Origin of the sequence: Pseudomonas sp. KB_15 (assembly GCF_052114525.1) — a bacterium.
Taxonomy (GTDB): Bacteria; Pseudomonadota; Gammaproteobacteria; order Pseudomonadales; family Pseudomonadaceae; genus Aquipseudomonas.
Genome location: NZ_JBFREX010000025.1, coordinates 35,354 through 57,169, shown reverse-complemented (window position 1 = coordinate 57,169; position 21,816 = coordinate 35,354). Strand labels below are relative to the sequence as shown.

The 21,816-nt window shown below is 60.5% G+C and carries 20 protein-coding genes and 1 pseudogene; 4 read left to right on the top strand and 17 right to left on the bottom strand.

Annotated elements, in window-relative coordinates; translation table 11 throughout:
- From AB4Z35_RS19535 to AB4Z35_RS19455, 17 genes and pseudogenes are all read right to left on the bottom strand, one after another.
- Positions 1-535 (bottom strand): annotated as a pseudogene (locus AB4Z35_RS19535) (IpaD/SipD/SspD family type III secretion system needle tip protein); the annotation flags it as partial.
- Between the two features lie 14 nt (positions 536-549).
- Positions 550-1,650, bottom strand: coding sequence for a cell invasion protein (locus tag AB4Z35_RS19530; RefSeq protein WP_442098764.1), 1,101 nt, complete (start codon positions 1,648-1,650; stop codon positions 550-552).
- 26 nt (positions 1,651-1,676) lie between these two features.
- The gene (sctE, locus tag AB4Z35_RS19525; RefSeq protein WP_442098762.1) at positions 1,677-3,446 is read right to left on the bottom strand and encodes a type III secretion system translocon subunit SctE; all 1,770 of its coding nucleotides are present in this window, start codon (positions 3,444-3,446) and stop codon (positions 1,677-1,679) included.
- Positions 3,439-3,930, bottom strand: a complete 492-nt coding sequence (gene sicA, locus AB4Z35_RS19520) for a type III secretion system translocator chaperone SicA (protein ID WP_442098760.1) — start codon at positions 3,928-3,930, stop codon at positions 3,439-3,441. The genes sctE and sicA overlap by 8 nt, the downstream gene beginning before the upstream one ends.
- Positions 3,931-4,049: 119 nt before the next feature.
- Complete coding sequence (locus tag AB4Z35_RS19515; RefSeq protein WP_442098758.1) at positions 4,050-5,084, bottom strand: EscU/YscU/HrcU family type III secretion system export apparatus switch protein; 1,035 nt, start codon at positions 5,082-5,084, stop codon at positions 4,050-4,052.
- Positions 5,059-5,865: a type III secretion system export apparatus subunit SctT gene (gene sctT, locus AB4Z35_RS19510; RefSeq protein WP_442098766.1), complete on the bottom strand. Its 807-nt coding sequence runs from the start codon at positions 5,863-5,865 to the stop codon at positions 5,059-5,061. Before sctT ends, AB4Z35_RS19515 begins: the two co-directional genes overlap by 26 nt.
- 4 nt (positions 5,866-5,869) lie before the next feature.
- Positions 5,870-6,124 carry an EscS/YscS/HrcS family type III secretion system export apparatus protein gene (locus tag AB4Z35_RS19505; protein WP_017337483.1) on the bottom strand — a complete coding sequence of 85 codons (255 nt, stop codon included), beginning with the start codon at positions 6,122-6,124 and terminating at the stop codon, positions 5,870-5,872.
- A gap of 10 nt (positions 6,125-6,134) precedes the next feature.
- Complete coding sequence (locus tag AB4Z35_RS19500) at positions 6,135-6,794, bottom strand: EscR/YscR/HrcR family type III secretion system export apparatus protein (RefSeq protein ID WP_442098755.1); 660 nt, start codon at positions 6,792-6,794, stop codon at positions 6,135-6,137.
- The gene (locus AB4Z35_RS19495) at positions 6,791-7,714 is read right to left on the bottom strand and encodes a FliM/FliN family flagellar motor switch protein (RefSeq protein WP_442098753.1); all 924 of its coding nucleotides are present in this window, start codon (positions 7,712-7,714) and stop codon (positions 6,791-6,793) included. Before AB4Z35_RS19495 ends, AB4Z35_RS19500 begins: the two co-directional genes overlap by 4 nt.
- Positions 7,711-8,604 (bottom strand): SpaN/EivJ family type III secretion system needle length determinant, encoded by an 894-nt coding sequence (locus AB4Z35_RS19490; RefSeq protein WP_442098751.1) that lies wholly within the window; start codon positions 8,602-8,604, stop codon positions 7,711-7,713. The genes AB4Z35_RS19495 and AB4Z35_RS19490 overlap by 4 nt, the downstream gene beginning before the upstream one ends.
- Positions 8,601-9,056, bottom strand: coding sequence for a type III secretion protein (locus AB4Z35_RS19485; RefSeq protein WP_442098749.1), 456 nt, complete (start codon positions 9,054-9,056; stop codon positions 8,601-8,603). The genes AB4Z35_RS19490 and AB4Z35_RS19485 overlap by 4 nt, the downstream gene beginning before the upstream one ends.
- Positions 9,053-10,339 (bottom strand): type III secretion system ATPase SctN, encoded by a 1,287-nt coding sequence (sctN, locus tag AB4Z35_RS19480; protein ID WP_442098747.1) that lies wholly within the window; start codon positions 10,337-10,339, stop codon positions 9,053-9,055. Before sctN ends, AB4Z35_RS19485 begins: the two co-directional genes overlap by 4 nt.
- Positions 10,336-10,743 (bottom strand): Invasion protein B family, encoded by a 408-nt coding sequence (locus tag AB4Z35_RS19475; protein ID WP_442098745.1) that lies wholly within the window; start codon positions 10,741-10,743, stop codon positions 10,336-10,338. Before AB4Z35_RS19475 ends, sctN begins: the two co-directional genes overlap by 4 nt.
- Before the next feature lie 13 nt (positions 10,744-10,756).
- Positions 10,757-12,808 carry an EscV/YscV/HrcV family type III secretion system export apparatus protein gene (locus tag AB4Z35_RS19470; protein ID WP_442098743.1) on the bottom strand — a complete coding sequence of 684 codons (2,052 nt, stop codon included), beginning with the start codon at positions 12,806-12,808 and terminating at the stop codon, positions 10,757-10,759.
- A gap of 23 nt (positions 12,809-12,831) precedes the next feature.
- Entirely contained in the window at positions 12,832-13,938 is a 1,107-nt protein-coding gene (sctW, locus tag AB4Z35_RS19465) for a type III secretion system gatekeeper subunit SctW (RefSeq protein ID WP_442098741.1), read from the bottom strand.
- A complete protein-coding gene (gene sctC / locus AB4Z35_RS19460) occupies positions 13,935-15,590 on the bottom strand; it encodes a type III secretion system outer membrane ring subunit SctC (RefSeq protein ID WP_442098739.1) in 1,656 nt (551 codons plus the stop codon). Before sctC ends, sctW begins: the two co-directional genes overlap by 4 nt.
- A gap of 4 nt (positions 15,591-15,594) precedes the next feature.
- Positions 15,595-16,377 carry a helix-turn-helix domain-containing protein gene (locus AB4Z35_RS19455; RefSeq protein ID WP_442098737.1) on the bottom strand — a complete coding sequence of 261 codons (783 nt, stop codon included), beginning with the start codon at positions 16,375-16,377 and terminating at the stop codon, positions 15,595-15,597.
- 175 nt (positions 16,378-16,552) lie between these two features.
- Between AB4Z35_RS19455 and AB4Z35_RS19450 the strand changes: the two genes are divergently transcribed.
- The 4 genes from AB4Z35_RS19450 (at position 16,553) to AB4Z35_RS19435 (ending at position 21,581) form a co-directional block, all read left to right on the top strand.
- Entirely contained in the window at positions 16,553-17,764 is a 1,212-nt protein-coding gene (locus AB4Z35_RS19450) for a CmpA/NrtA family ABC transporter substrate-binding protein (RefSeq protein ID WP_442098735.1), read from the top strand.
- A 15-nt stretch (positions 17,765-17,779) separates the two neighbouring features.
- Entirely contained in the window at positions 17,780-18,355 is a 576-nt protein-coding gene (locus AB4Z35_RS19445) for an ANTAR domain-containing response regulator (RefSeq protein WP_442098733.1), read from the top strand.
- 339 nt (positions 18,356-18,694) lie between these two features.
- Complete coding sequence (locus tag AB4Z35_RS19440) at positions 18,695-19,906, top strand: nitrate/nitrite transporter (RefSeq protein WP_442098731.1); 1,212 nt, start codon at positions 18,695-18,697, stop codon at positions 19,904-19,906.
- A gap of 7 nt (positions 19,907-19,913) precedes the next feature.
- The gene (locus AB4Z35_RS19435; protein WP_442098729.1) at positions 19,914-21,581 is read left to right on the top strand and encodes a protein kinase domain-containing protein; all 1,668 of its coding nucleotides are present in this window, start codon (positions 19,914-19,916) and stop codon (positions 21,579-21,581) included.
- Positions 21,582-21,816: the final 235 nt, after the last annotated feature.

Here is a 21,816-nt window from a genome sequence, read left to right as displayed (position 1 = left end):
GCTCATAACCGGCCAGGTAGCCGTTTTTGATCAGGTCGATGAGATTGAGCAGCTTGTCGAAAAATTCGTTAGACGATCTCAGTTCGGCGGCAAATTCGTCAGCTATCTCTACCGGTACCGGCATTCGTTTCAGCTCACCGAGAATAAGATTCTGCCCGTCATAGAGTGGCTGTAGTTGTTCCATCGACAGCGTTGCAAGGCAATGGGTAAGCACCATTGCACATTGCCTTGTCTGCTGTATCCACATCTGCGATCGAATGCGTTTGCTCTGGATTTGTTCGACAAATTCGGCCGACGCGAAGTATTGCGCCAACGTCTCGGCTGACCCGCCTTCAAGCCCTTTGGCAACTCCTGCCGGGCACTTGAGCATATTTTCAAGATTACGATTCAGCGCTTTTACCGAGCGTTCGAGCAACTGTACAAGGGAAAACCCGGCGTGGATCGCGGTGGGAATTTCAGGAGGCAGCGGCGCCTCCCTGACGACGTTGAAGTCTGCAGGCAGGCTGGTTGCAGGTACGAGGTCCGAAATTCTCATATTGGTTTCCTCACTCAAACCCTTCCAATGACTTCAATGCGCGACTGCAGTATCTGCATCACCATATCCATGAGTTTTTGCAGCAGTGCCCCGTCGGCCGAGTCTTTCTGGCCGACCTCGTCGCTCAAACTCTTCTGAGTGTTCTGCGCACTTTGCTGCAGGACTTCTTTCTCCCGCGCAGCGTGTTCGGCAATGCGCACTATGCAGGACACGACCTGACTCAGGTTCATCGACATCGCACTGAACGTACGGCCGGTTTCGAGCTTTTCCTCGATGCCTTTGGTGCCCATTTGGCTCAGCCAGTCGCAGGTTTGCCCAATCTTCTGCGCCTTGAGGATTTCCCTGTCGAACCACGCCTGCTCCTGAGGCGTCAGCGTGGCCCCCTTGGGTTTGAAGTCGACGGAATTCGACCGGCCGAAATCATCGAAGGTCTTAATTTTGTAGGTGGTTTGCGGATCCCAGTCATCGCGGGAACGATGGTGCTTCAGGTCACGCTCAATGTTGTTGGCGTCCAGAGCGTTGCGCTTGTGCAGGTTGATATCCGCATGCTTGAGCCCCTGACCTTGAAAGGTTTTGAACATGGCAAATCCGGCGATTGCACCGGACACCACGGCGGCAGTGATGGCGCTGTTAAGGGCGGCCTTGCCTGATTCAATGATGGCAGAACCCTGAGCCTTGGCGGCCTCCGCGGCCATGACACTGAAATGCCCGCGCAATTGCGCGTTGGATACCCGTGCGATGTTGAGTGCAATTATCGCAGCGACCAATACGTTGGCATGTTTCTCCCAAGCGCCCGGATCAAACACCAGATCGTTGCGCGCTTCATCGTTGAGCATCGCCTTGGCTGCAACGAAGTCTTGCCAGTCCGACTCACCGGGCTGGTAGGCGTTGATTGCACTTTCGAGCGCCGCCACCGTAGGCGCTATGAAGCTACCGTTCTGGAGCACTTGCTTTGCGGTGACCTGGTTGAGAAACACCGTATCCGAGAGGCGCTTGCCTTTGAGATCTTTCGAGAATTGCTCCTGGGCAATCAACTCGCTCAACCCTGCGTCGTTCACCGGATCGTGAGTCAATACCGCTGGAGCAGGCCTGGTCGTGGTGTGAATGGTGGTCATGAAAAATTACCTTTTTATCAGTGACTTCAAACGTGCCGCGCCATTTGCAGGCTCACGGAATGACTGCGTTGCATGTCGGCAAAGACCTGCTCGATCTGTCGGGTGCGGACCTGCATCGCCTGGCCGTAGTCATCGACCAGCCGGGTGAGGTAGGCAGTGATCTCTTCGCTGATCGCCATGCGCACCCGCACGTCCGCCAGGTGCTCCGCTGCCTGGGCCTGATGTACACCGCTCCTGATCTGCAAACCGCCCTGCACCGCCACATTGCCGAACTCGGTGACGGCCTGAGCTGTCTGCAGATTGGCGGCATAACGCGCCAGGGACACGGCATCGGCGCCGTTGGTGATGAAGCTGCGCAACTGGGTCAGCATCTGCGTCAGTGAATTTCCGGCCGATGTGGCCGCCTGTTTGAACACTTGCATCGCGGCAGGCGCGACCCCGCTGATTGCCGAGGCCAGTTTCGAAGCAATGGCGCCGAGCATTGGCCCGATCACCTGCGCCCCGACCACGGCCACCAATGCCACGGCCGCCAGCGTTGCGGCGATACCCTGAATCATGCCGGCGATTTGCGCGATGTCTTTCGCGGACTCCGGGTCGACTCCAAACGCCACCAGCAATTTTGTATAAAGCTCGGTGAACAGCTTGATGGCTTCCTGCATCACCGTCGTCAGCGGTTTCATGGCTTCGGCCATGAACGACACGCCGGTCGCTTGCTGGATCACGGAGTCGGAAATCATCACCGCCGCGCCAATCACGCCCACCGCGATCAGCACCGGGTTGGCGGTCAACACGCCGGCAGCAATGGTTGCAACGGTCAATATCGCACCGACGATCTTGCCAATGCAGCCCATGGTCTTCTGCAGCGCCTCGGCCTTGCGCACTTCTTCCAGATACTTTTCCGACTCAAGCTTCATGTGTTCCTGAAGCCTGGTTTGCAGCTCCTGGAACAACTCCTGACTGAGCTCCTCCTTGTTCTGCGCCGACTCGCCGAGCATCTCGATAATCTTCAAGCGATTGAGCAACGCCAGTGCGCTGCTGCTCAGCGCTTTTTCGCTGGACTCCTTCACCGAGGGTCCAGCGAGTCCGGCTTCTTGCACCTTCACAGCCACCGCGGCCAGCGTTCTGGCGCAGGCATTGGCGATCTCGATCAGTTTCAGGTGAGCATCGGTCGCCTTTTGCAACGATTGGGTATGGCCCGCCAGTTCACCTTTCAGCTTGTCACGCAGTGCAAGTTCGCGAGCGTATTGCGGTGATTCAGGATCCAGTTCCGCCAACCGTGCCTCACTCTCATCCAGCAGTCCCTGGACCTGCCGAACCCGCTCCTGCAACTGATCGAGGTGCTCCTGGCTGCTGCCGATCTCACCTTCGGCGGCTTCCAGCGTCTCGACGGCGGTGGCGTATTCAGCCGCCAGTTTTTCATGCCCCTGCTGCCTGGCACCGGCCATGCTTTGCAGCATCGCCAGGCGGTTTTTCAGTTTGTTGACGTCGACTTCGCCGATCAACTCGCTGATCATCGCCATCAACAGCGTGAACAGATCACTGTTGGTTTCCTGTTTGTTGCCGTCGGCGCGCGGAGGTGGCACGTGCAGCAAGGGTCTGCCCGCACTGGCGACGGCTGGGCCAGGCTGGCCTCCGTAGCTCACCGACATCAGGCGAGCCAATGCCTCTTGGCCGGCTTTCTGATAATCCGCCGTCCTGGCCGCTTGACTGGCAGCCTTGCCATATTTTTCAAAGGCCTCGTTTCGACCGGTCAAGCCCGAAAATGCCGGGTTGAAGGTACTTCTGATTTCACTCATGTTCAGTCTCCGAACAATCCTTTTCAATGTGACTCAAGGTGTCGAGATACACCTGAGCCTGTTCGCGCAAATCGTCTTCCGTGGCTTGCTCAAGCACATATTCGAAGCACAATCTGGCCTTGCCGACCTTGCCCAGCGCCAGGTGACACTGGCCGGTGTACAGCATCGGTCGGTAGTCGTTCTTGCCTTGGGCGAAGGCGATCGCATACAGGTCGATAGCTTTCTGGTGGTCCTGCTTGAGTTGGTACACGGCGGCCAATCCCATCCAGTAATGGCTGTTGTTGAAATCGTAAATGCACAGGAAGTGGAAGAACTTTTGCGCATCGTCCAGCCGTCCCTGTTCGTAGAACTGGAACGCGAAGGCATAAAGGCTGTTCATGTGCTCGTCACTGATGCCTTGCACGTCTTTCAATGCCGCACCACCAAGCACTGCTTCCACTACATCGAGGGCCACTTGTTCATCTGGTTGTTTGTCGCGACTCATCAGCCACACTCCTGAAAAACGTCAGCGCTGCTGACGACTGCATTGAGCCAAAGCGCTGCTGAGCACGCTGCCAAATTGCGCTCATGCCAACGTTTGGAGGAAAAAGGAAAAGGAAGAAATCAGGCCTGCTCGACCTGTTCGAGCCAGATCAACAGACGCAGGACTTCTTCGATTTCCTGTACTTGAAGGAAGCTGTAGCGCTGGTGGGTTTTGAATATCCGCCGGGCCAATGCGATGTCATTGATCACCGGCACCCCGACTTCCCTGGCATAGGCTCGTACAGCCAGAGCGCGTTGGTTGGTTTCCATCAGGGAGATAAACGGCAGCACGGTGATTTCCGGGCGGAAATACACACCGATGGCAATGTGCGTCGGGTTGGCAATGATCATCCGCGAGCTACGCACATCGGATTTGACCTGCTCCGACAGCAGTTCCATATGCAGGTCACGCCGGCGTCCCTTGATTTGCGGATTGCCGTCCTGCTCCTTGTGTTCGCGCTTGACCGAGTCCTTGTCCATCATTTGATCTTTCATGAACAGCCAGTATTCGCTCAGCGCATCGAACACGACGATCAGCAGCACGCATCCGAGGAACGCCAGCACCAGCACCAGCAACAAGTGACCCCAGATTGCGAACAGATCCGGGGCCAGGGCGAACAGCTGGGCAAACACAAGTTGCCGCTGGGTGATCCAGACAATCCACAGCGCCAGGGCAAAACTGCCCAGGTACAGCAGCGCTTTGACCGTGTCCTTGACCGTGCGCAGGCTGAACAGTTTTTTGAAGCCATTGATCGGGTTCAACGCTCCCAGGTTGAGCTTCAAGGCTTCGCTGGCCAGGGCGAAACCGCTTTGCAGCAGTGCAGGCAATGCGCTGGTCAACACACAGACCAGCAGCAACGGCAACAATGCCTTGAGCCCGACCAGCACCAGCGTCGCCGAGTACGCTTGCAGGTCCGTGTCAAAGTCACTGGCAATGATGCGTCGATAGACTTCCATGACCTCCACCAGCGAGCTGTTGAACACCATGTAGGTGATGCCGCAGAGGGTCAGGCAGGTGATCACCAGATCCTTGGCCTTGAACGTCTGTCCTTTGCGTGACGCATCGCGCAAACGCTTGGCGGTGGGTTTCTCAGTCTTCGAGGCGCTGGACGACATCGGCAGCCTCCCCTTCGCGACCCAGATAATGTTCCAGCCCTTGGGACTTCATGCCCATGCGCAGGACTTCGTCCGGCAGGTGCACGCCGAAATACAGCATCAACACCACCAGCGCCACCAGGCTCTTGACCGTCAGCGACACCGAGAAAGCATTCATTTGCGGCGCATACCGCGAGAGCAAGCCAAGCAGTGCTTCGCTGATCAACAGCGTGGCCACCACCGGCGAGCTGATCACCAGTGTCTTGCTCACCAGCGCGTCGAGCAGGCTCAGTAGCGACTGCAGGTGCATCTCGCACCCACTGGCCGGAGTGCAAATACGGTAGCTGTGGCCAACGGTTTCAAGCATCAGCAGCATGCCCCCGCCCTCGAGATAAACCGCCGCGGCGAACAACTGGAGAAAATTTGCCAGCTCCGACGTATCGACTCCGTTGGCCGGGTCCACGGTGCTGCTGAGCATTGCCCCGCGCTGGTTGTCGATCAGGTTGCCCATGGCGTGCAATACCCAGAACGGCCAGCACAGCAGGCATCCAAGCAGCACGCCAATGCCGGCCTCACGCAACACCAGACCAAAGAACGCCAACCCGTCGAGGTCAGGCAGCGGCACCCCCACATAAGTCTGGAAACCCAACGCCACCAACACAATGACAGCCTGGCGTGGCACGCCCGTGAGCACCCCACTGTTGAGAAACGGCAACATGAAAAAAATCGGCGCCAGGCGTGCAAACCCCAGGATGGCGGCGGCGAACCAGGTGTACAGGTCGAAAAACAGCGTCACCGACATCGCGCTAACCCAACGCCAGACGGATGACTTCACGACTGAAATCGAGCAAGGTTTCGCCGTACCAGCCCGAGAGCAAAAACAGGCACGCGGCGACCGCCATCAGCTTGAAACCGAACGGCAACGTCTGCTCCTGCAACTGGGTCACGGTCTGAATCAACCCGACCACCAGACCGACCACCGTGGCGACAATGATCGGCCAGGCCACCATCAACAGGATCAGGTACAGGGTTTTATTACCGGCATAGACCAGATCGTTCATGAGCCCGCGCCTATGCCAGCAACGTCAGGTATTGCTTGACCAGCCCGGTGGACAGCAGCGCCCAGCCGTCCAGTGCAACAAACAATACCAATTTGATCGGTACCGAAATGATCACCGGGCTCATCATCATCATGCCCAGCGCCAGCAGGATGCTGGAGATCACCAGATCGACGATCACGAAGGGCAAATACAGGTAGAAGCCGATCTTGAAGGCGCTTTTTATTTCACTCAATGCGTAGGCCGGCAGCAGGGAAAACAGCGACAGCACGAGTTCTTCATCGGCGGGCAGATCGATGTCGGAATCACTGTGCACCGCTTGCGCCCGCTCGAAGAACAGCGCCAGTTCCGGGTCGGTGTATTTACGCAGGTATTCCTTGTATCCCCCCAACCCGTTCTCGGCGAAATTCACCACCGACTCGATGTCGGTAAAAGCCACCTGTTCTTCCTTGTAATAGCCATAGCCTTGCTTCAGCACCGGCGTCATCACGAAAATCGCCAGCAACAAGGCAATCGCATTGAGAGTCATGTTCGAGGGCACCTGCTGCAAGCCCAAGGCGTTACGCACGATGACAAAGACAATGGAAAACTTGATGTAGCAGGTGCCGGCCGCCACCAGAAACGGCAGCAGTGAAGCGAATGCCAGCAGCGCAATCAGCGAGACGTCGTTCATCGCGGCATTCCGTCCGGTGAACCGTTGCGATAGACCTCGAGCAACTCCACAGCCAACTGCTCTTGCAGTTGCACCAGTTCGCCACGGGCCACCCGCTTGCCATTGGCGCGCACCTCGATGTGCCGCGCCGCATCGTCCGCCAGCGGGATCAGTTGGCCCGCGATGATCCGCGACAGCGTGGCCAGGTCGATTTCCCGGGCCGCGAGCAAGAACTCCAGACGCACCGGCAAAGCGCCGAGGTCAAAATCGGGATCGGGATCTGCTGTGCTTTGGGCGTCGGTCGCGGTCGATAGCATGTGTATCCCCTGTTCAGTAAAGGTGAAAGCGCCGAGGCATTGATGCCCCAGGTAGCATCGTTGCGAACGCTGAATGATTCGCAGGACATCGCCGGCCTTCAGCCGTATCCCGTGTCTGAGGTGACTCGACCCCAGCATCAGCTCCAGGCGCAGCGGCAAATCGCTCAGCCATGAGTCGGCGTCCAGTGGCCGGCTGGCGGTCCGTGCCGGTGGCAATCGGGTCAACCACAGGCGCCCGCGAAGCGTGTCGAGCCATGGCAGTTCTTGCGGGGGCAATTGCCCGGGAAGGACCCCGTCGACGTCGGAAATTTGCCGGTAGTGCAAGTCGTCTACCTCCAGCAGCAAGGGTTGCGGCACCGCACGGAACAGTTCGGCGATGTTCATCAGCGAGCACTCGACCGACAGTAACGACCGCAACCCCGGGAGTGATCGATGCAACCAGTCGCGGGCGTCGATCAAACCCCGCCATTCCCCACCCTCGCCTGATGCGCGAAAACACAGATAGCCCGATTGCCCTGGCGGATGGCCGGAACCGGCGTCGACATCCGCGTTTCGCCAGCGTCGTATCGCTTGCGCGGCGGCATGCGCCCGGGCGTTGATCCGGCGCAACTTCAGTGCGCTCATGCGCCCTGCCCGGCGTCTTCGGTCTGCTCGTCGTCCGGCGGCTGCCGTGAGCCCTGGCGCTGCTGCTCGCCGTCGCTGTCGGTCAGGCGCCAGGCGGGTTCGCGGACGTGCTCCAGCGACACTTTGAGTTGTTCGAAAACCAGGGCATTGCTCGGGCTGAGTTGCAGGTTACGGGTGGGCTCATCGGCCACGCGGCTGATCGTCACCTGCCCGCTGGCGGTACCTTTATTGAACGGAACCTGCAGCAAGCCCCGGTCGGCAACCGGCAGGGTTTCGATGATCGGGTCGAGGGCAGGCGGCGCTGGCGGCATCCCGGACGCCGAGGCCGCAGGTGATGCAACTGTCGGCACATGGCGCGCGGTCGGGAGGCTCGATAAGGCTTCGGGCCTTTGCCCTTCGAACTCAAATATCGAGGGTGCACCTGGACTGGCGGCACGTTCGACCGGTAGCGGTTCGACGATGTTTGACGGGCGCTCGGTCGGCCCTGGCTCAACAACGATCCGAGTCGCCAGGTTTGTCGGTGTCGGCGCGACAACCCTGTCGACAACAGGCGCAACATCAGCCACCGGTGGCAACAACCGAGGCTGCACAGGTTTACTCGACAGCGGCTGCGCTTGTGGATGAGACACCGGTGTGAGCGGCCGTACTTCGTCGAGTTCAGCAGCCGGCTTTTCCGGGAGCGTGACCATCGCCTGCAAAGTGATTGCGCGACCAGTGTCCATCAGGGGCCGATGACGCAGGATCAACGGCGCCATCAGCTCCAGCACACCTTGCGGCAGCTCATCCTCCTGCACCGGCACCAGCCTGTCGTGCAACTCGTCCATCGGTTCTTCGGTGACGGGGTCCAAGGGTTGAACCGGCAAGGGTGAAATTACAGATACGTTGCTCATCGCGGAACTCCGTTCATCTCTTCGGTTTCTCTTTCTTCCCGGCGCACCTGCTCCAGCCGTTGCCCCCGCAACAGCTGCTGAACAGCCCCTTCGTACTTGTCGTGTTTGCGCTGCGCGAATCGCAGTTGCTCGCGCTGCTCCTGCAACGCTTGCTCAATCTCCCGGCACTGCTGATCGACCCGGTTACGCTCGACGCGCAACAGCTCGATCTGCCGCCGAATGACCGCCTGCCTTCGCAACAGCGCCAACAGTTGCCCGTGATCGAGCACACAGTCATTGGCGCGATGGCTGGCCAACAAACCGTGTAGTGCCGCCTCTTGTCGGTCGAAAGCGGCCCGCTCCTGGACCAGCGGCTGCAGTTGCTGCCGGGTACGCGCTATCAGCAGTTGACCGCGTTGCCGACGGAACTGGCTGAGCGCCAACAGGCGAAGACGATCGGCTAATGGATTCATGCCATGACCCCCTGCAATTGGCCCAGGGCCTCGTCCGGTTCACAGCATTCGCCCGTGGGCTGGCGCAACCACTGGTAGAGGGCTGCACGGCGTTGCAGCGCCTGGTCATTGGCGGCGTCCGCGCCCGGGCTGTACTCGCCCATGTCGAGAAAGATCTGCAGCTGCTCAAGCCGCGTCAGCGTTTCCCGGGTCGCCGCCGCCAGTTGCTGCACCTGCGGCGGGGTGACTTGCGTCGCCACGCGACTGACGCTGCGCAACACATCGATCGCCGGGTAGTGCCCCTTGGCCGCCAGCGCACGGCTGAGGTAAATATGGCCGTCGAGGATTGAGCGAATCTCCTCGGCGATCGGGTCCGGTTCGTCGTCACTTTCCAGCAGCACCGTGTACCAGGCGGTAATGCTGCCGGAGGCAGTCACCCCGGGCCGTTCCAGCAGGCGCGGCAATGCATCGAACACCGAGGCCGGATAGCCTCGTCGCGCCGGCGCTTCACCTGCGGCCAGGGCCAGATCGCGACGGGCCCTGGCGTAGCGCGTCAACGAGTCCAGCAACAACACCACACGCTGGCCCTGGTCACGGAAATACTCGGCGATGGCCGTAGCCTGCAGGGCCGAGTTGCAGCGATCCACCGAGGAAAAATCCGACGTGGCATACACCACCACGCATCGTGAGCGTATTTCAGACTGACGCAGATGCTCGATGAATTCGGTCACTTCACGTCCGCGCTCACCGATCAGGCCAATGACAAACACATCGGCGTCGGTATGGTTGATCAGCATATTGATCAGGGTGGTCTTGCCGGAGCCGGCGGCGGCGAAAATGCCGATGCGTTGGCCGACACCGCAGGTCAGCAATCCGTCGATGACCCGAATGCCGGTGCGCAACGGGGTGTCCACCGGGCGCCGCTGCTGGTATGACGGCGGGTCGGCGTCCACCGGATAGTCCTGTTGCGCCAGCGCCGTAGACGGTGCCAGACGCTCGACGATAGTGCCTTGCGGGTCGACTACGCTGCCGAGCAAGGCATCACTGCACGTCAGTTGCAGGATCGAGCCCGTGGGAACGATCATCGACTCCCTGGACAAGCCCTTGGCATCGCCGAGCAAACTGAGCAGGACCGCGCCGGGCTTGAAGCCAATGACCTGCGCCCTGGCCGCTACCTCAGGCAAGCGCCAATGCCGACGCACTTCGCAGACTTCACCGATCACCACGTCGCCCAGCGCCGCTTCGATCAATGGACCACTCAAACGCAAGGGATGGGCACCGTGCCGTTGCAGCCGGATTTTCATCGACGCAACAGTTCGCACAGTGTTTCGAGCGCCAGCACAAAAGAGTCGAGGGCCTGGGCGAAATGTCCGGCGTCACTCAGGGCATCGGCATTGGCCATCAATCGCAGCTCCAGGCGCTCCTGAACCTCGCACAGATGCAATTGCCCGGTGCGGGAAAAGGCGTTGCCTTCGAGCAAAAACCGTATCAACTCACCGGCACAATGATGGGTAATCTGTGGGCCGGCTTCGGCGACCACCGCCCAGACCCATACATCACCCTCCACCTCAGCGACGCTGACATCAGGCAGGCTCTTCATCTGCATTTCGATTGTACTGTGACTGTCGAAGTGCCCTATCTGGCTGTCCTTACAACCACTGTGCCGCAGCGCTTCGCGCAACAGGTCGGCAATATCCATCGGAACCATTTGCAGTATTTCCTTATAGCGTTTTGATGACATTGACGGAGACGGTTTCGGAGATTTCGCCGAACGACATCACGTCCAGCTCCCGGAACCGCCCCTCGATCAGCTTCTTGATGTAGCGCCGCACATCGACCGAACACAGCAACACCATGTCCTTGTGTGCAATGTGCAGACTGTCCAGGCCGACACTCAGCCGGTCCATCAGCTCTTCCGACTCGGCCGGTTCCAGGTTGATGAAACTGCCGCCCGAGGTTTGCCGGATGCCCTTGCGCACCACCTCTTCGAACTCCGCCGACAACAGCAACACCCGCAAGTCATTACCCTGGGCAAACTTGTTGCTGATGTAGCGGGCCAGCGAGCCACGAACGTGCTCGACCAGCGCCAGCACGTCTTTTTCCCGGGACGCCCAATGGGCCAGGGACTCAAGAATCAGCTTCATGTTGCGCACGGAAATGCGCTCGCCAATCAGGCGCTGCAGCACTTCGGCGATCTTCTGCACGGTGACGTGGCGATAGACTTCCTTGAGCAGATCGGGACAGCGGGTTTCCATTTCGTCGAGCAGTTGCTTGGTTTCCTGCACGCCAAAAAACTCCTGGATGTTGCGCGCCAGCAAGGTGACCAGGCAGCGGTAGCATTCCTCGTCCGCCGGGCGCAGGTGATAGCCCAATTGCTGCACCCGTTCCTGGTCGGTGGCGTTGACCCACACCCCGCCCAGGCGATTGCTGTCACTGCCGTGCACCAGGGCAAAGCCCATGGGTTCCAGCTCCGCCGAGTAGTCGAGCAGCCGCCAGTGATCGAAATGAATATCGAATTGCTCGGCGCGCACCTCGTTGATCAGCACCGCCACTTGATGCGCTGGCAAGGCTTCGCTGGCGCGCAATTGCGGCTCAGGAATGCGCAGCCCGTAATCGACGAAAAACTGGCTGCGAAAACGCGCCGCCCAACGGGCCCTGGTCAACTCATCGAGGCGCGCGGTGGGCACCAACAACATCAGCGGGATGGTTTCAGTGGCGACGTTATCGATGTCCTCGAGCAGGCCCGAGCCGGTCTGCATGGCTTGGCCCTGCGTCGACGATGGACGGCTGTCACCCTGACCCTCGACCCTGGAGGCCTTGCGCCGGCGAACGAATACCAGCAGTGCCAGGGCCACGGCGATGGGCAGGAAGGTCAGCAGCGGAAAACCGGGCAACAGGCCGACGCCCACCGCCAGCAGCGCCGTCACCCCCAGCACGAACGGATGACCGAGCATCTGGGCGAGCATGTTGCGCCCCAGGTTGGCGTCATCGCCGTTGACGCGGGTGACGATGAAGCCGGCGCCGATGGCGATCAGCAACGCCGGAATCTGCGCCACCAGACCATCGCCGATGGTCAGCAGGGTGTAGGTCGACAAGGCGGTGGACAGGTCCATGCCCATCTGCCCGACGCCAATGGCCATGCCGCCGATGAAGTTGACGAAGATAATGATGATGCCGGCGATGGCATCGCCCTTGATGAACTTCATCGCGCCGTCGAATGAGCCGTACAACTGGCTTTCGCGCTCCAGCACGCTGCGCTTTTCCTTGGCTTCCTCGGCGGTAATGGCACCGGCCTTGAGGTCGCCGTCGATGCTCATCTGCTTGCCGGGCATGCCGTCCAGCGAGAAGCGCGCCGCGACTTCGGCCACCCGCTCCGAGCCCTTGGTGATCACGATGAACTGGACAATGGTGACAATGGAAAAGATCACGAAGCCCACCACCAGGCTTTCGCCGATCACGAACTCACCGAAGGAGGCGATGATCTCCCCCGCATCAGCCTGGCTGAGGATCAGCCGGCTGGTGCTGATCGACAGCGCCAGGCGAAACAGGGTGGTCAACAGCAGCAAGGCCGGAAAGGTCGAGAAACTGAGGATGCGTTCGATGTAGAACGACCCCATGAACACCAGCAGCGAAATCACGATGTTCAGGCCGATGAGAAAATCCACCAGCACCGTCGGCAGGGGAATGATCAGCATGGCGATGATCATCACCATCAGCGTCAGGATCAGCAGCTCCGGACGAGCGCCGACGTTGCGCAAAAACACATTGAGCATGGCAGGTCAGCTCCGGGAAAAAGTCATGGGCAGCCGCCGAGACGTCGCCGTTCTTTACATTCGTGGGCGTAGGCAATGTCAGCCAGTCGGGTGAACTGTTCTGCCAGGCGCAGTGGCGCTCGTTCATCGGCAAACAGTTGCGGCGGCAACTGCAGGCTGTGCCGGCGCACCTTCTGCAGTAGCGTCGAGCGCTCATGGTGCGGGCTCAACAGCACGCGCTCACCCAACGCACCGAGCAACAACTGGTCGAGCTCATCGGGGTACGTCAGCACGCCGAGCAGGAACACCAGCCAGTCGGGCTCATTGGCGTTGTGCCGGCAGATGAGTGCATCGCCGAGCAGTTGGCTGATAAACAGCTCATCGGCTGAGCGCAGGCGCTTGAGGTCGGTCACCCTGGCCAGCAGTTGACCGAACTCCACGCGCGAGCAACTGGGGTCCTGGGCACTGATATCCGTGAGCAATGCCGCTTCGATGAAGGACAGCACCGCCATGCGCTGTGACGGACCATACAGTGCGATCCAGTCCTGATAACAACTGGTCGGGCCCTCGTCGGACTCCAGAAAATCCCGGTAGGTCTCGCGCAACAACCCAGCGCGCACCGCCATGTTCGCTCCGAACATCCTGGCTTTGAGGGCGGCGTTGATCCCGGCATTCATACGCTTGGGGGAGCCTTGGGCAACCACAGTCTGTAAAAGCGTTTCAAGTCGCTGACGGGTGTTCTTTTCCAGTTTCTTGCGACGTAACAGTTCTCGTAGCACCAACGCCAGATCACTGTCATCGGGGAACAGCTGTCGCACCATTTGCAGCAACCAGGCGACCGGCTTGTCCGCCAGCCGCGCGAGGCTGAGCACCTGCTGCACCTTGGGTACAGTGTCGTCTTCAAGGACTCGTTCGAAGTTGTCCATCAGGGTCTCGGACTTGAGTTCGAAATGTCGCCGCCCGCGAAACTGGGCCAGTGCCGCCGACATTTCATCGCTGATCTGCACAAAGCGCTGCGCAATGGCAAGCGTTGAGCTGTCGTCGAGATCAACCTGCGCATCCGCCTGGGGCTGTGGATGTTCGGCGGCCTTTTCGGCATTGAGCCGTGCCTGGGCGGCTCGCCCGCCTGTGGAAAGCGGCGGCAGGATCATTTTTCTGCCGCCCGGAAATAGGAGCGGCGCACCCGCTCATGCTGCTGCGGGGTCAGCAGCCGGGTGGCCGGATCAGTCGTGGCGGGCTCAAGTGTGTCGAGAATCTCCTTGGGCTGAATCAGGAACACCCGCACCGTGTTGGCCGAGCGGTTCTGGCGATAACTGAACAAGCGCCCGATCCACGGAATCGAACCCAGTACCGGAATCCGTCCGACTTGCTCGCTGTGGTCATCGCGGGTGAAACCGCCCACCAACAGACTCTTGCCCTGGGGCACGCGCGCCACCGTGCTGATCCGTGTGCGCCCGACCGTCGGCAAACTGCCGGGTTGCTTGTTCTGGTCAGGGTTTTCCACTTCGTTGCCGTCTTCGATATTGAGTGACATTTCAATTTCGTCCGCCTGGGCGAAACGGGGCAGAACACTGACGAGCGTGCCATAGGTCACGTGCTGCAAATCGACACTGCGCTCCCCCACCAGCGGGGCATAAAAGGTGCGGTTGTTGTCGAAGATCGCCGGTACGTTCTCTTGTGTCAGGATCACCGGACGCGAGACCACATTCGCCCGGTTGGTGCGCTCCAGGGCCATGACCTGGGCGACGAACGAAGCGCCATCGAGGGTGGTCGCCGAGCCGGCGTTCAGCGATACGCTGAATGTCCCACTGGACTTCAATGCGCCCTGCCAGTTGATGCCCAGCTGATTGAGCTCATCCTTGTGCAAATCGATGATCCACAACGACAACTCCACGTGTCGTTTCGGCGTGTCCAGCGCACTCACCAGGTTCTCGATAAAGCGCACTTGCTCCGGCAGCCCCTTGACCAGCAGGCTGTTGGTGTCGGGATAGGCCACCACCCGTATATTTCCGGCAGCCACCTCTCGCGCAATGATTCGCGGCGCGGTCGAGTCTTGCTCCGAGGCGGCGCTCGCCAGGCCTTCCAGGGGAAACGCCGGCATCAATCCCTGCGGACGCTGCGCGGGGGCTTGTGCCACCGACGGCTCGACCTCGCGCTTTTCGCCACGCAACAAGTCCTCGATCACGGTTGCCAGCCCGGGAATGGTCACCTTGTCATCACGCAGCTCATACTTGCGGTCGCTGACAAAGGTGTTGCGCACCTGGATCACGCCGATCTGCTGCTTGCCCAGCAACAGTTCCGAGCGCTGGTTATCCATCAGTCCGGCGGCTTGCACCACCAGATCGACATACATCGGCGGGCCCGACACATGAAAAGTGCGCAAGCCGTCGTGGCGCAATGGATAACGTGCATCGTGCAACCCGGAACGCTCAAGGAACGCCTGAAGTCGGGTGACTGTCAGGGTCTGCAGCGACATCATCGAGCTTTTGACTTCCGACGCGTCATACAGATAAATCGCCTGGCCATCGCTATACCAGATAAGCTCCATCTGCGCGCTGACCCGTTCAAAGGTCCGCTGCGGCGAACGCAGATCGAAGGCACCGGAAATCCGTTTGGCGGCGGCAGTCTTGCTGACGATGACAGGTTTGCCCAAGGGTCCGGACAACTCGGTGAAGAATGTGCGCACGCTCTGTTCGCGAGCCACGTAGCCGTCGGCATTGGCGCGCACGGCAAGCGGCACCAGCGACAACAGGGTGCCTAACCAGAACGGCAATACAAATAACGAAAGCAATCGGCGGTTCATTGGCTCACTTGCCTGGGAGGTAGGTTATGTCGGCCAGGCTACTGGGCGTGAAGCCAACCAGATCACGGATTTCCTTGGAGAAATGCGAAGAAGAGGCAAAACCCAATTCCAGCGCGACATCCGTCAGGGAGCCGTCCTGCAGGCTCATGTTCAACAGCGCCCTGGCTGCGCGCCAGCCGCGCAATGCAGGCTTGGCCGCCGTGCCTAGCGCCTGCCGGCACAGTCGACGGAAGTGCGACACAGAAACGCCATAACGCTGGGCCAGGGTGGTCAACTTTTCGCTGTGGGTGCCCTGCTCCAGCAGGAAGCGCACGAGTCCGTAACTCTCGGTATGACGCAGCACGCCGGCGAAGGTCTGGTAAGCCATACCCCCGACCATGGCCTGTTCGATGTACCAGCGCTCAAGCGCCCGCCCGGACCAGACGGTGGGGTACGCCACCGGCAACGCCGCCCAGGATGTCGGGCTGGGTCGTTGATCAACCAGCGTGTTTCCCAGATCGATGAACACTTGCAATTTCACCAACTGCGCTTCGGCAACCGGCAGGGTCTGTACGCCGCCGCTCAGCTCGAATGCATCGCTCGTTGCAATCAGCCCTTCCCAACCGACCGGCAGACAGACCCGCGGGCACTGCGCCGAAGCCAGATACACAGGGAATTCGCTGACCCGCACATGCAGCACCCGCTCGCTGCAACGAGCATCAGGCAGAACGGTGGCGTGTAGTGATTGGATTTGCACGCCAACCTCCTTTGCGGCCTGACGATTAACGGCCGGCAGGATGAAAGACATGGCGCGATGAATCCTGATGTAAAGCTGATGAACCGGCGATGGCATATGCCTTGCACCCTCTCAGGCATCAGCACCCGGACCAACGGCGGAATGTGTGCAAGGACAATGGCGTCGTCATCCGGCCTTGCGCGTGCAAGGGAGGGGGCGACGCTTTTTTTTGCAAGGTGAACACGCGATGAACGAACCGTCAGCCGGCCCTCTGGCTTGGGTCAATGGCAGCGATGCCCCGGAAAAAACCGAAATCAATCTCGGCTTCATGGCTCTGAGCGACTGCGCCTCAGTGGTGGTCGCCGCCACCCAGGGCTTCGCCCAACCCCACGGCTTGACCCTGAATCTCAAGCGCCAGTCGTCCTGGGCCAGCCTGCGGGACCAACTGGTCAGCGGCGAACTCGATGCAGCCCACAGCCTCTATGGCCTGATTTACGCCGTTCACCTGGGCATCGGTGGCGTGGCCGCGACTGACATGGCCGTGTTGATGGGCCTGAATCAGAACGGCCAGAGCATCAACCTGTCCCGCGGCTTGCAGGCGCTTGGAGTGACCAGTCCTGAAGCACTGGATCGACGCGTGCACCAAACTCGCCCAAAACTCACCTTCGCCCAGACGTTTCCAACCGGCACCCACGCCATGTGGTTGTATTACTGGCTCGCCAGCCAGGGCATTCACCCGCTGCTGGATGTCGACAGCGTAGTGGTGCCGCCACCGCAAATGGTCGCGCACCTGCGAGCCGGGCGTATCGACGGGTTCTGCGTCGGCGAACCCTGGTCCGCCAGCGCGGTGCAACAGGACCTCGGTTTCACCCTGGCCACGACTCAAACCATCTGGCCTGATCATCCGGAAAAAGTCCTCGGCTGCACCCGTGCGTTCGTCGAGCAATACCCCAATACCGCCCGGGCATTGGTGATGGCGGTCCTGGAAGCCAGCCGCTTCATCGAAGAAAGCACCGAGAATCGCCGCAGCACCGCGCAATTACTCAGTGCCGCGCAGTACCTTGACGCGCCACTGGACTGCATTGAACCGCGCCTGCTGGGCGAATACGCCGACGGCCTTGGCCATCACTGGCACGACCCGCACGCGCTGCGCCTGCACGGGGATGGCGAGGTCAACCTGCCGTACCTGTCCGACGGCATGTGGTTCATGACCCAGTTCCGCCGCTGGGGTTTGTTGCGCGATGACCCGGACTATCTCGCGGTGGCCCGGCAGGTCCAGCAACTGGACCTCTATCGAGAGGCCGCCAGTGCCGTCGGCGTCGCTTCGTCAGCCGAGCAAATGCGCAGCAGTCAGTTGATCGACGGTAAAATCTGGGACGGTTCGGACCCGACCGGTTATGCCCGCAGTTTCAAACTGCACGCCATGAGCGACAGCTCGCACCGATCCGCCAGCCGCTGACAGGAGACTACGAACATGCTGCGTATCCTGCTGATCAACGATACCGCCAAAAAAGTCGGACGCCTGAAGGCCGCCCTGACCGAGGCCGGATTCGAAGTGATCGACGAATCCGGCCTGRCCATCGACTTGCCCGAACGCGTCGAAACGGTGCGTCCGGACGTGATTCTGATCGATACCGAGTCACCGGGGCGTGATGTCATGGAACAAGTGGTGCTGGTGACTCGCGACCAGCCACGACCGATTGTGATGTTCACGGACGAACACGACCCCGATGTGATGCGACAGGCGATCAAGTCCGGGGTCAGTGCCTACATCGTCGAAGGCATTCACGCACAACGCCTGCAGCCGATTCTCGATGTGGCCATGGCACGCTTCGAAAGCGATCAGGCCTTGCGTGCCCAGTTGCATGCCCGCGACCAGCAATTGGCCGAGCGCAAGCGCATCGAACTGGCCAAGGGGCTGCTGATGAAAATGAAGAACTGCAACGAGGAAGAGGCCTACACCCTGATGCGCCGCCAGGCGATGAGCCGACAGCAGAAGCTGATTCAAGTGGCGGAACAGATTATTGCCATGAGCGAGTTGCTTGGCTGAAGTCCTGTGGTGCCTGTGAGGACGCCATCGCGAGCAAGCTCGCTCCCACAGGGGAATGGCGTCGAACACAAATCACCTGTGGGAGCGCGCTTGCTCGCGAATGGCAGCGACTCGATTTCGAGTGTTGGCACAGATCTGGCTAAGTAATCACCACAGGTAACCAACGGCGGTTGCCCCACCTACGACAAAGACGTCGCTCACCTCATTTGCCCTTGGCGGATCGGGTGGCGGCGTTTTTTCGTTTTGGCCCCACAGCACGGGGCCGGTGGTGCGGCCGTAACGGCGCCCCACCTGCAAGCTCATGACTCCTTCCGAGACTCTTCACAGCTGAGGTGCGCGATGAATTCAAGCTTCTGGAAATCCGGCCATACCCCCACATTGTTCGCAGCCTTCCTCTATTTCGACCTGAGCTTCATGGTCTGGTACCTGCTCGGCCCCTTGGCGGTACAGATCGCCGCCGACCTGCACCTGACGACGCAGCAACGCGGGCTGGTGGTCGCCACGCCCATTCTGGCCGGGGCGGTGTTGCGCTTCGTGATGGGGATGCTGGCTGATCGCCTGTCGCCCAAAACCGCCGGGCTGATAGGCCAGGTCATCGTGATCTGCGCCCTGTTCGGCGCCTGGAAACTCGGTATCCACAGCTACGAACAAGCGCTGCTGCTGGGGCTGTTCCTCGGCATGGCCGGCGCGTCTTTCGCCGTCGCCCTGCCCTTGGCATCGCAATGGTATCCGCCGCAGCATCAAGGCAAGGCCATGGGTATCGCCGGCGCGGGAAACTCGGGCACGGTGTTCGCCGCCTTGATCGCCCCGGTGCTGGCGGCGGCATTTGGCTGGAGCAACGTGTTCGGTTTCGCCCTGATTCCGCTGATCCTGACCCTGATCGTCTTCGCCTGGCTGGCCAAAAACGCTCCCGAGCGGCCAAAAGCCAAATCCATGGCCGACTACTTCAAGGCCCTGGGTGATCGTGACAGCTGGTGGTTCATGTTTTTCTACAGCGTGACATTCGGTGGCTTCATCGGCCTGGCCAGCTCCCTGCCCGGTTATTTCAACGACCAGTACGGCCTGAGCCCGGTGACTGCCGGCTACTACACCGCCGCCTGCGTGTTTGGCGGCAGCCTGATGCGACCCTTGGGCGGCGCGCTGGCTGACCGCTTCGGCGGCATTCGAACCCTGCTGGCGATGTACACCGTCGCGGCGATCTGCATTGCCGTGGTCGGTTTCAACCTGCCGAGTTCCTACGCCGCGCTGGCACTTTTCGTCTGCACCATGCTCGGTTTGGGTGCAGGCAATGGCGCGGTATTCCAGTTGGTGCCGCAGCGTTTTCGTCGGGAAATCGGCGTGATGACCGGCCTGATCGGCATGGCGGGTGGCATCGGTGGTTTTGCCCTCGCGGCCGGCATGGGCGCGATCAAGCAAAGCACCGGCAGCTATCAACTGGCACTGTGGTTGTTCGCCAGCCTCGGCGTTCTGGCCTGGTTCGGCCTGCACGGCGTAAAACGGCGCTGGAGAACCACCTGGGGTTCGGCCGCCGTGACGGCTGCGCGGGTCTGACACCTCGATGAGCCTGCAATTGAGTTTCGCCGAAGCCAGCGCCATCGGTCCTCGCGAGGAAAATCAGGATGCCCTGCGCCTGGTCACGCCGGCTCCGGCGCTGGCCGCGAGCAAGGGTTACCTGTTCGCCATCGCCGACGGCGTCAGCCAGTGCGCCGATGGCGGCCTGGCGGCCCGTTCGACGCTGCAGGCCCTGGCGCTGGATTACTACGCCACGCCGGAAACCTGGAGCGTCGCACAGGCACTCGATCGTCTGTTGCTGGCGCAGAACCGCTGGTTACAGGCCAATGGCGGCGGGCAACCGCTGCTGACCACCCTCAGTGCGCTGGTCCTGCGCGGTCGGCGTTTTACCCTGGCCCATGTCGGCGATTGTCGGGTGTATCGCTGGCACGCCGATCGATTGCAGCGAATCAGCGAGGATCACGTCTGGGACCAGCCGGGCATGCAGCATGTACTGAAACGGGCGCTGGGGCTCGATCAACATCTGGTGCTGGATTTTCTCGACGGTGAGTTGCGCCCCGATGAAAGCTTCGTTCTGCTCAGCGACGGCATCTGGGCCGTCCTGGGCGATACCGCCATTGCGGCGATCCTGCGTGATCAACCGGACTTGCGCAGCGCTGCGCAAACCCTGGTCAATGCCGCGCACCTGGCGGGCAGTCAGGACAACGCCAGCGCCTTGCTGGTGCGGGTCGATGCCCTCGGTGAAGCGAGCATTGGCGATGCGTTGATTCACTTGCAGCAATGGCCACTGCCGCCAGCCCTGAAACCGGGTCAGGCGTTCGAGGGCTGGCAGGTCGAGGGGATCGTCGCGCAGAGCCAGCAATCGCTGCTCTATCGCGTGCGCGACAGTCAGCAACAACCCTGGCTGCTGAAAACCCTGCCAGGGCGCCTGCACGACGATCACCAGGCCGGGCAAGCGTTACTGTCGGAAGAGTGGTTTCTCAAACGCGTGGCCGGTCGACATTTTCCTGAAGTCCATGCCGCCAGTCAGCGTCAGCATTTGTACTACGTGATGCGTGAATATTCGGGCGCGACCCTGGCCCAACGGCATGAGCAAAGCGGAGCGTTGCCGCTACCCCAGTGGCAAGACATCGCCGAACGATTGTTGCGAGCGGTCGGTCTGTTGCATCGACGGCAGATTCTGCATCGCGATATCAAACCGGAAAACCTGTTGCTGGGGGACGATGGCGAGTTACGCCTGCTGGATTTCGGCCTCGCCTACTGCCCTGGCCTCTCGCAAGATCTGCCCTGGGCTCTGCCGGGCACACCCAGTTACATCGCGCCAGAAGCCTTTCGCGGCGATGCGCCGACGCCACAGCAGGACTTGTACGCCGTCGGTGTGACCTTGTACTTCCTGCTCACCGGGCACTATCCCTATGGCGAAATCGAAGCGTTCCAGCGCCCGCGGTTTGGCCTCCCGGTCAACGCCAGCCGCTACCGGCCCGACCTGCCGGACTGGATCGCCCATCACCTGGAGCGCGCCTTGGCGGCGGCCCCCGACCAGCGTTTCGAAACGGCGGAAGAATGGTTACTGCTGATCGAACAGGGCGAACGCCACAGTTTGAATGTGCGCCCCAAGCCGTTGCTGGAGCGTGAGCCGCTGAAGGTCTGGCGGACATTGGCGCTGGTTTCGTTGCTGCTCAATCTGGCGCTGCTGGTGGTTGCGCTCCATTAGCGGGCAACGCGCCTTGAATCGGTGCAATCCCTCACGGTTCTGCCCTTGCGAACGGGAAAAAAGCCAACAAACACGGGATTTGAGCGACTTGGCATAACCACTGCATTACCTCTTTCAACAAACATACAGCGCAGGCTTCAACGACGAAGGTTGCACTTCCCGAGAGAACGGGACCAGGACAAAGGTGTCCTCGCTAGGCAACTGGCGGGACGCCTTTTTTTGTTTGCGCAAAATT

What these genes read in the sequence shown, in the direction of transcription:
- AB4Z35_RS19530 (WP_442098764.1), bottom strand. Translation starts at nt 1,650, where the DNA reads ATGACCACCATTCACACCACGACCAGGCCTGCTCCAGCGGTATTGACT.
- sctE (WP_442098762.1), bottom strand. Translation starts at nt 3,446, where the DNA reads ATGAGTGAAATCAGAAGTACCTTCAACCCGGCATTTTCGGGCTTGACC.
- sicA (WP_442098760.1), bottom strand. Translation starts at nt 3,930, where the DNA reads ATGAGTCGCGACAAACAACCAGATGAACAAGTGGCCCTCGATGTAGTG.
- AB4Z35_RS19515 (WP_442098758.1), bottom strand. Translation starts at nt 5,084, where the DNA reads ATGTCGTCCAGCGCCTCGAAGACTGAGAAACCCACCGCCAAGCGTTTG.
- sctT (WP_442098766.1), bottom strand. Translation starts at nt 5,865, where the DNA reads ATGTCGGTGACGCTGTTTTTCGACCTGTACACCTGGTTCGCCGCCGCC.
- AB4Z35_RS19505 (WP_017337483.1), bottom strand. Translation starts at nt 6,124, where the DNA reads ATGAACGATCTGGTCTATGCCGGTAATAAAACCCTGTACCTGATCCTG.
- AB4Z35_RS19500 (WP_442098755.1), bottom strand. Translation starts at nt 6,794, where the DNA reads ATGAACGACGTCTCGCTGATTGCGCTGCTGGCATTCGCTTCACTGCTG.
- AB4Z35_RS19495 (WP_442098753.1), bottom strand. Translation starts at nt 7,714, where the DNA reads ATGAGCGCACTGAAGTTGCGCCGGATCAACGCCCGGGCGCATGCCGCC.
- AB4Z35_RS19490 (WP_442098751.1), bottom strand. Translation starts at nt 8,604, where the DNA reads ATGAGCAACGTATCTGTAATTTCACCCTTGCCGGTTCAACCCTTGGAC.
- AB4Z35_RS19485 (WP_442098749.1), bottom strand. Translation starts at nt 9,056, where the DNA reads ATGAATCCATTAGCCGATCGTCTTCGCCTGTTGGCGCTCAGCCAGTTC.
- sctN (WP_442098747.1), bottom strand. Translation starts at nt 10,339, where the DNA reads ATGAAAATCCGGCTGCAACGGCACGGTGCCCATCCCTTGCGTTTGAGT.
- AB4Z35_RS19475 (WP_442098745.1), bottom strand. Translation starts at nt 10,743, where the DNA reads ATGGTTCCGATGGATATTGCCGACCTGTTGCGCGAAGCGCTGCGGCAC.
- AB4Z35_RS19470 (WP_442098743.1), bottom strand. Translation starts at nt 12,808, where the DNA reads ATGCTCAATGTGTTTTTGCGCAACGTCGGCGCTCGTCCGGAGCTGCTG.
- sctW (WP_442098741.1), bottom strand. Translation starts at nt 13,938, where the DNA reads ATGATCCTGCCGCCGCTTTCCACAGGCGGGCGAGCCGCCCAGGCACGG.
- sctC (WP_442098739.1), bottom strand. Translation starts at nt 15,590, where the DNA reads ATGAACCGCCGATTGCTTTCGTTATTTGTATTGCCGTTCTGGTTAGGC.
- AB4Z35_RS19455 (WP_442098737.1), bottom strand. Translation starts at nt 16,377, where the DNA reads ATGTCTTTCATCCTGCCGGCCGTTAATCGTCAGGCCGCAAAGGAGGTT.
- AB4Z35_RS19450 (WP_442098735.1), top strand. Translation starts at nt 16,553, where the DNA reads ATGAACGAACCGTCAGCCGGCCCTCTGGCTTGGGTCAATGGCAGCGAT.
- AB4Z35_RS19440 (WP_442098731.1), top strand. Translation starts at nt 18,695, where the DNA reads ATGAATTCAAGCTTCTGGAAATCCGGCCATACCCCCACATTGTTCGCA.
- AB4Z35_RS19435 (WP_442098729.1), top strand. Translation starts at nt 19,914, where the DNA reads ATGAGCCTGCAATTGAGTTTCGCCGAAGCCAGCGCCATCGGTCCTCGC.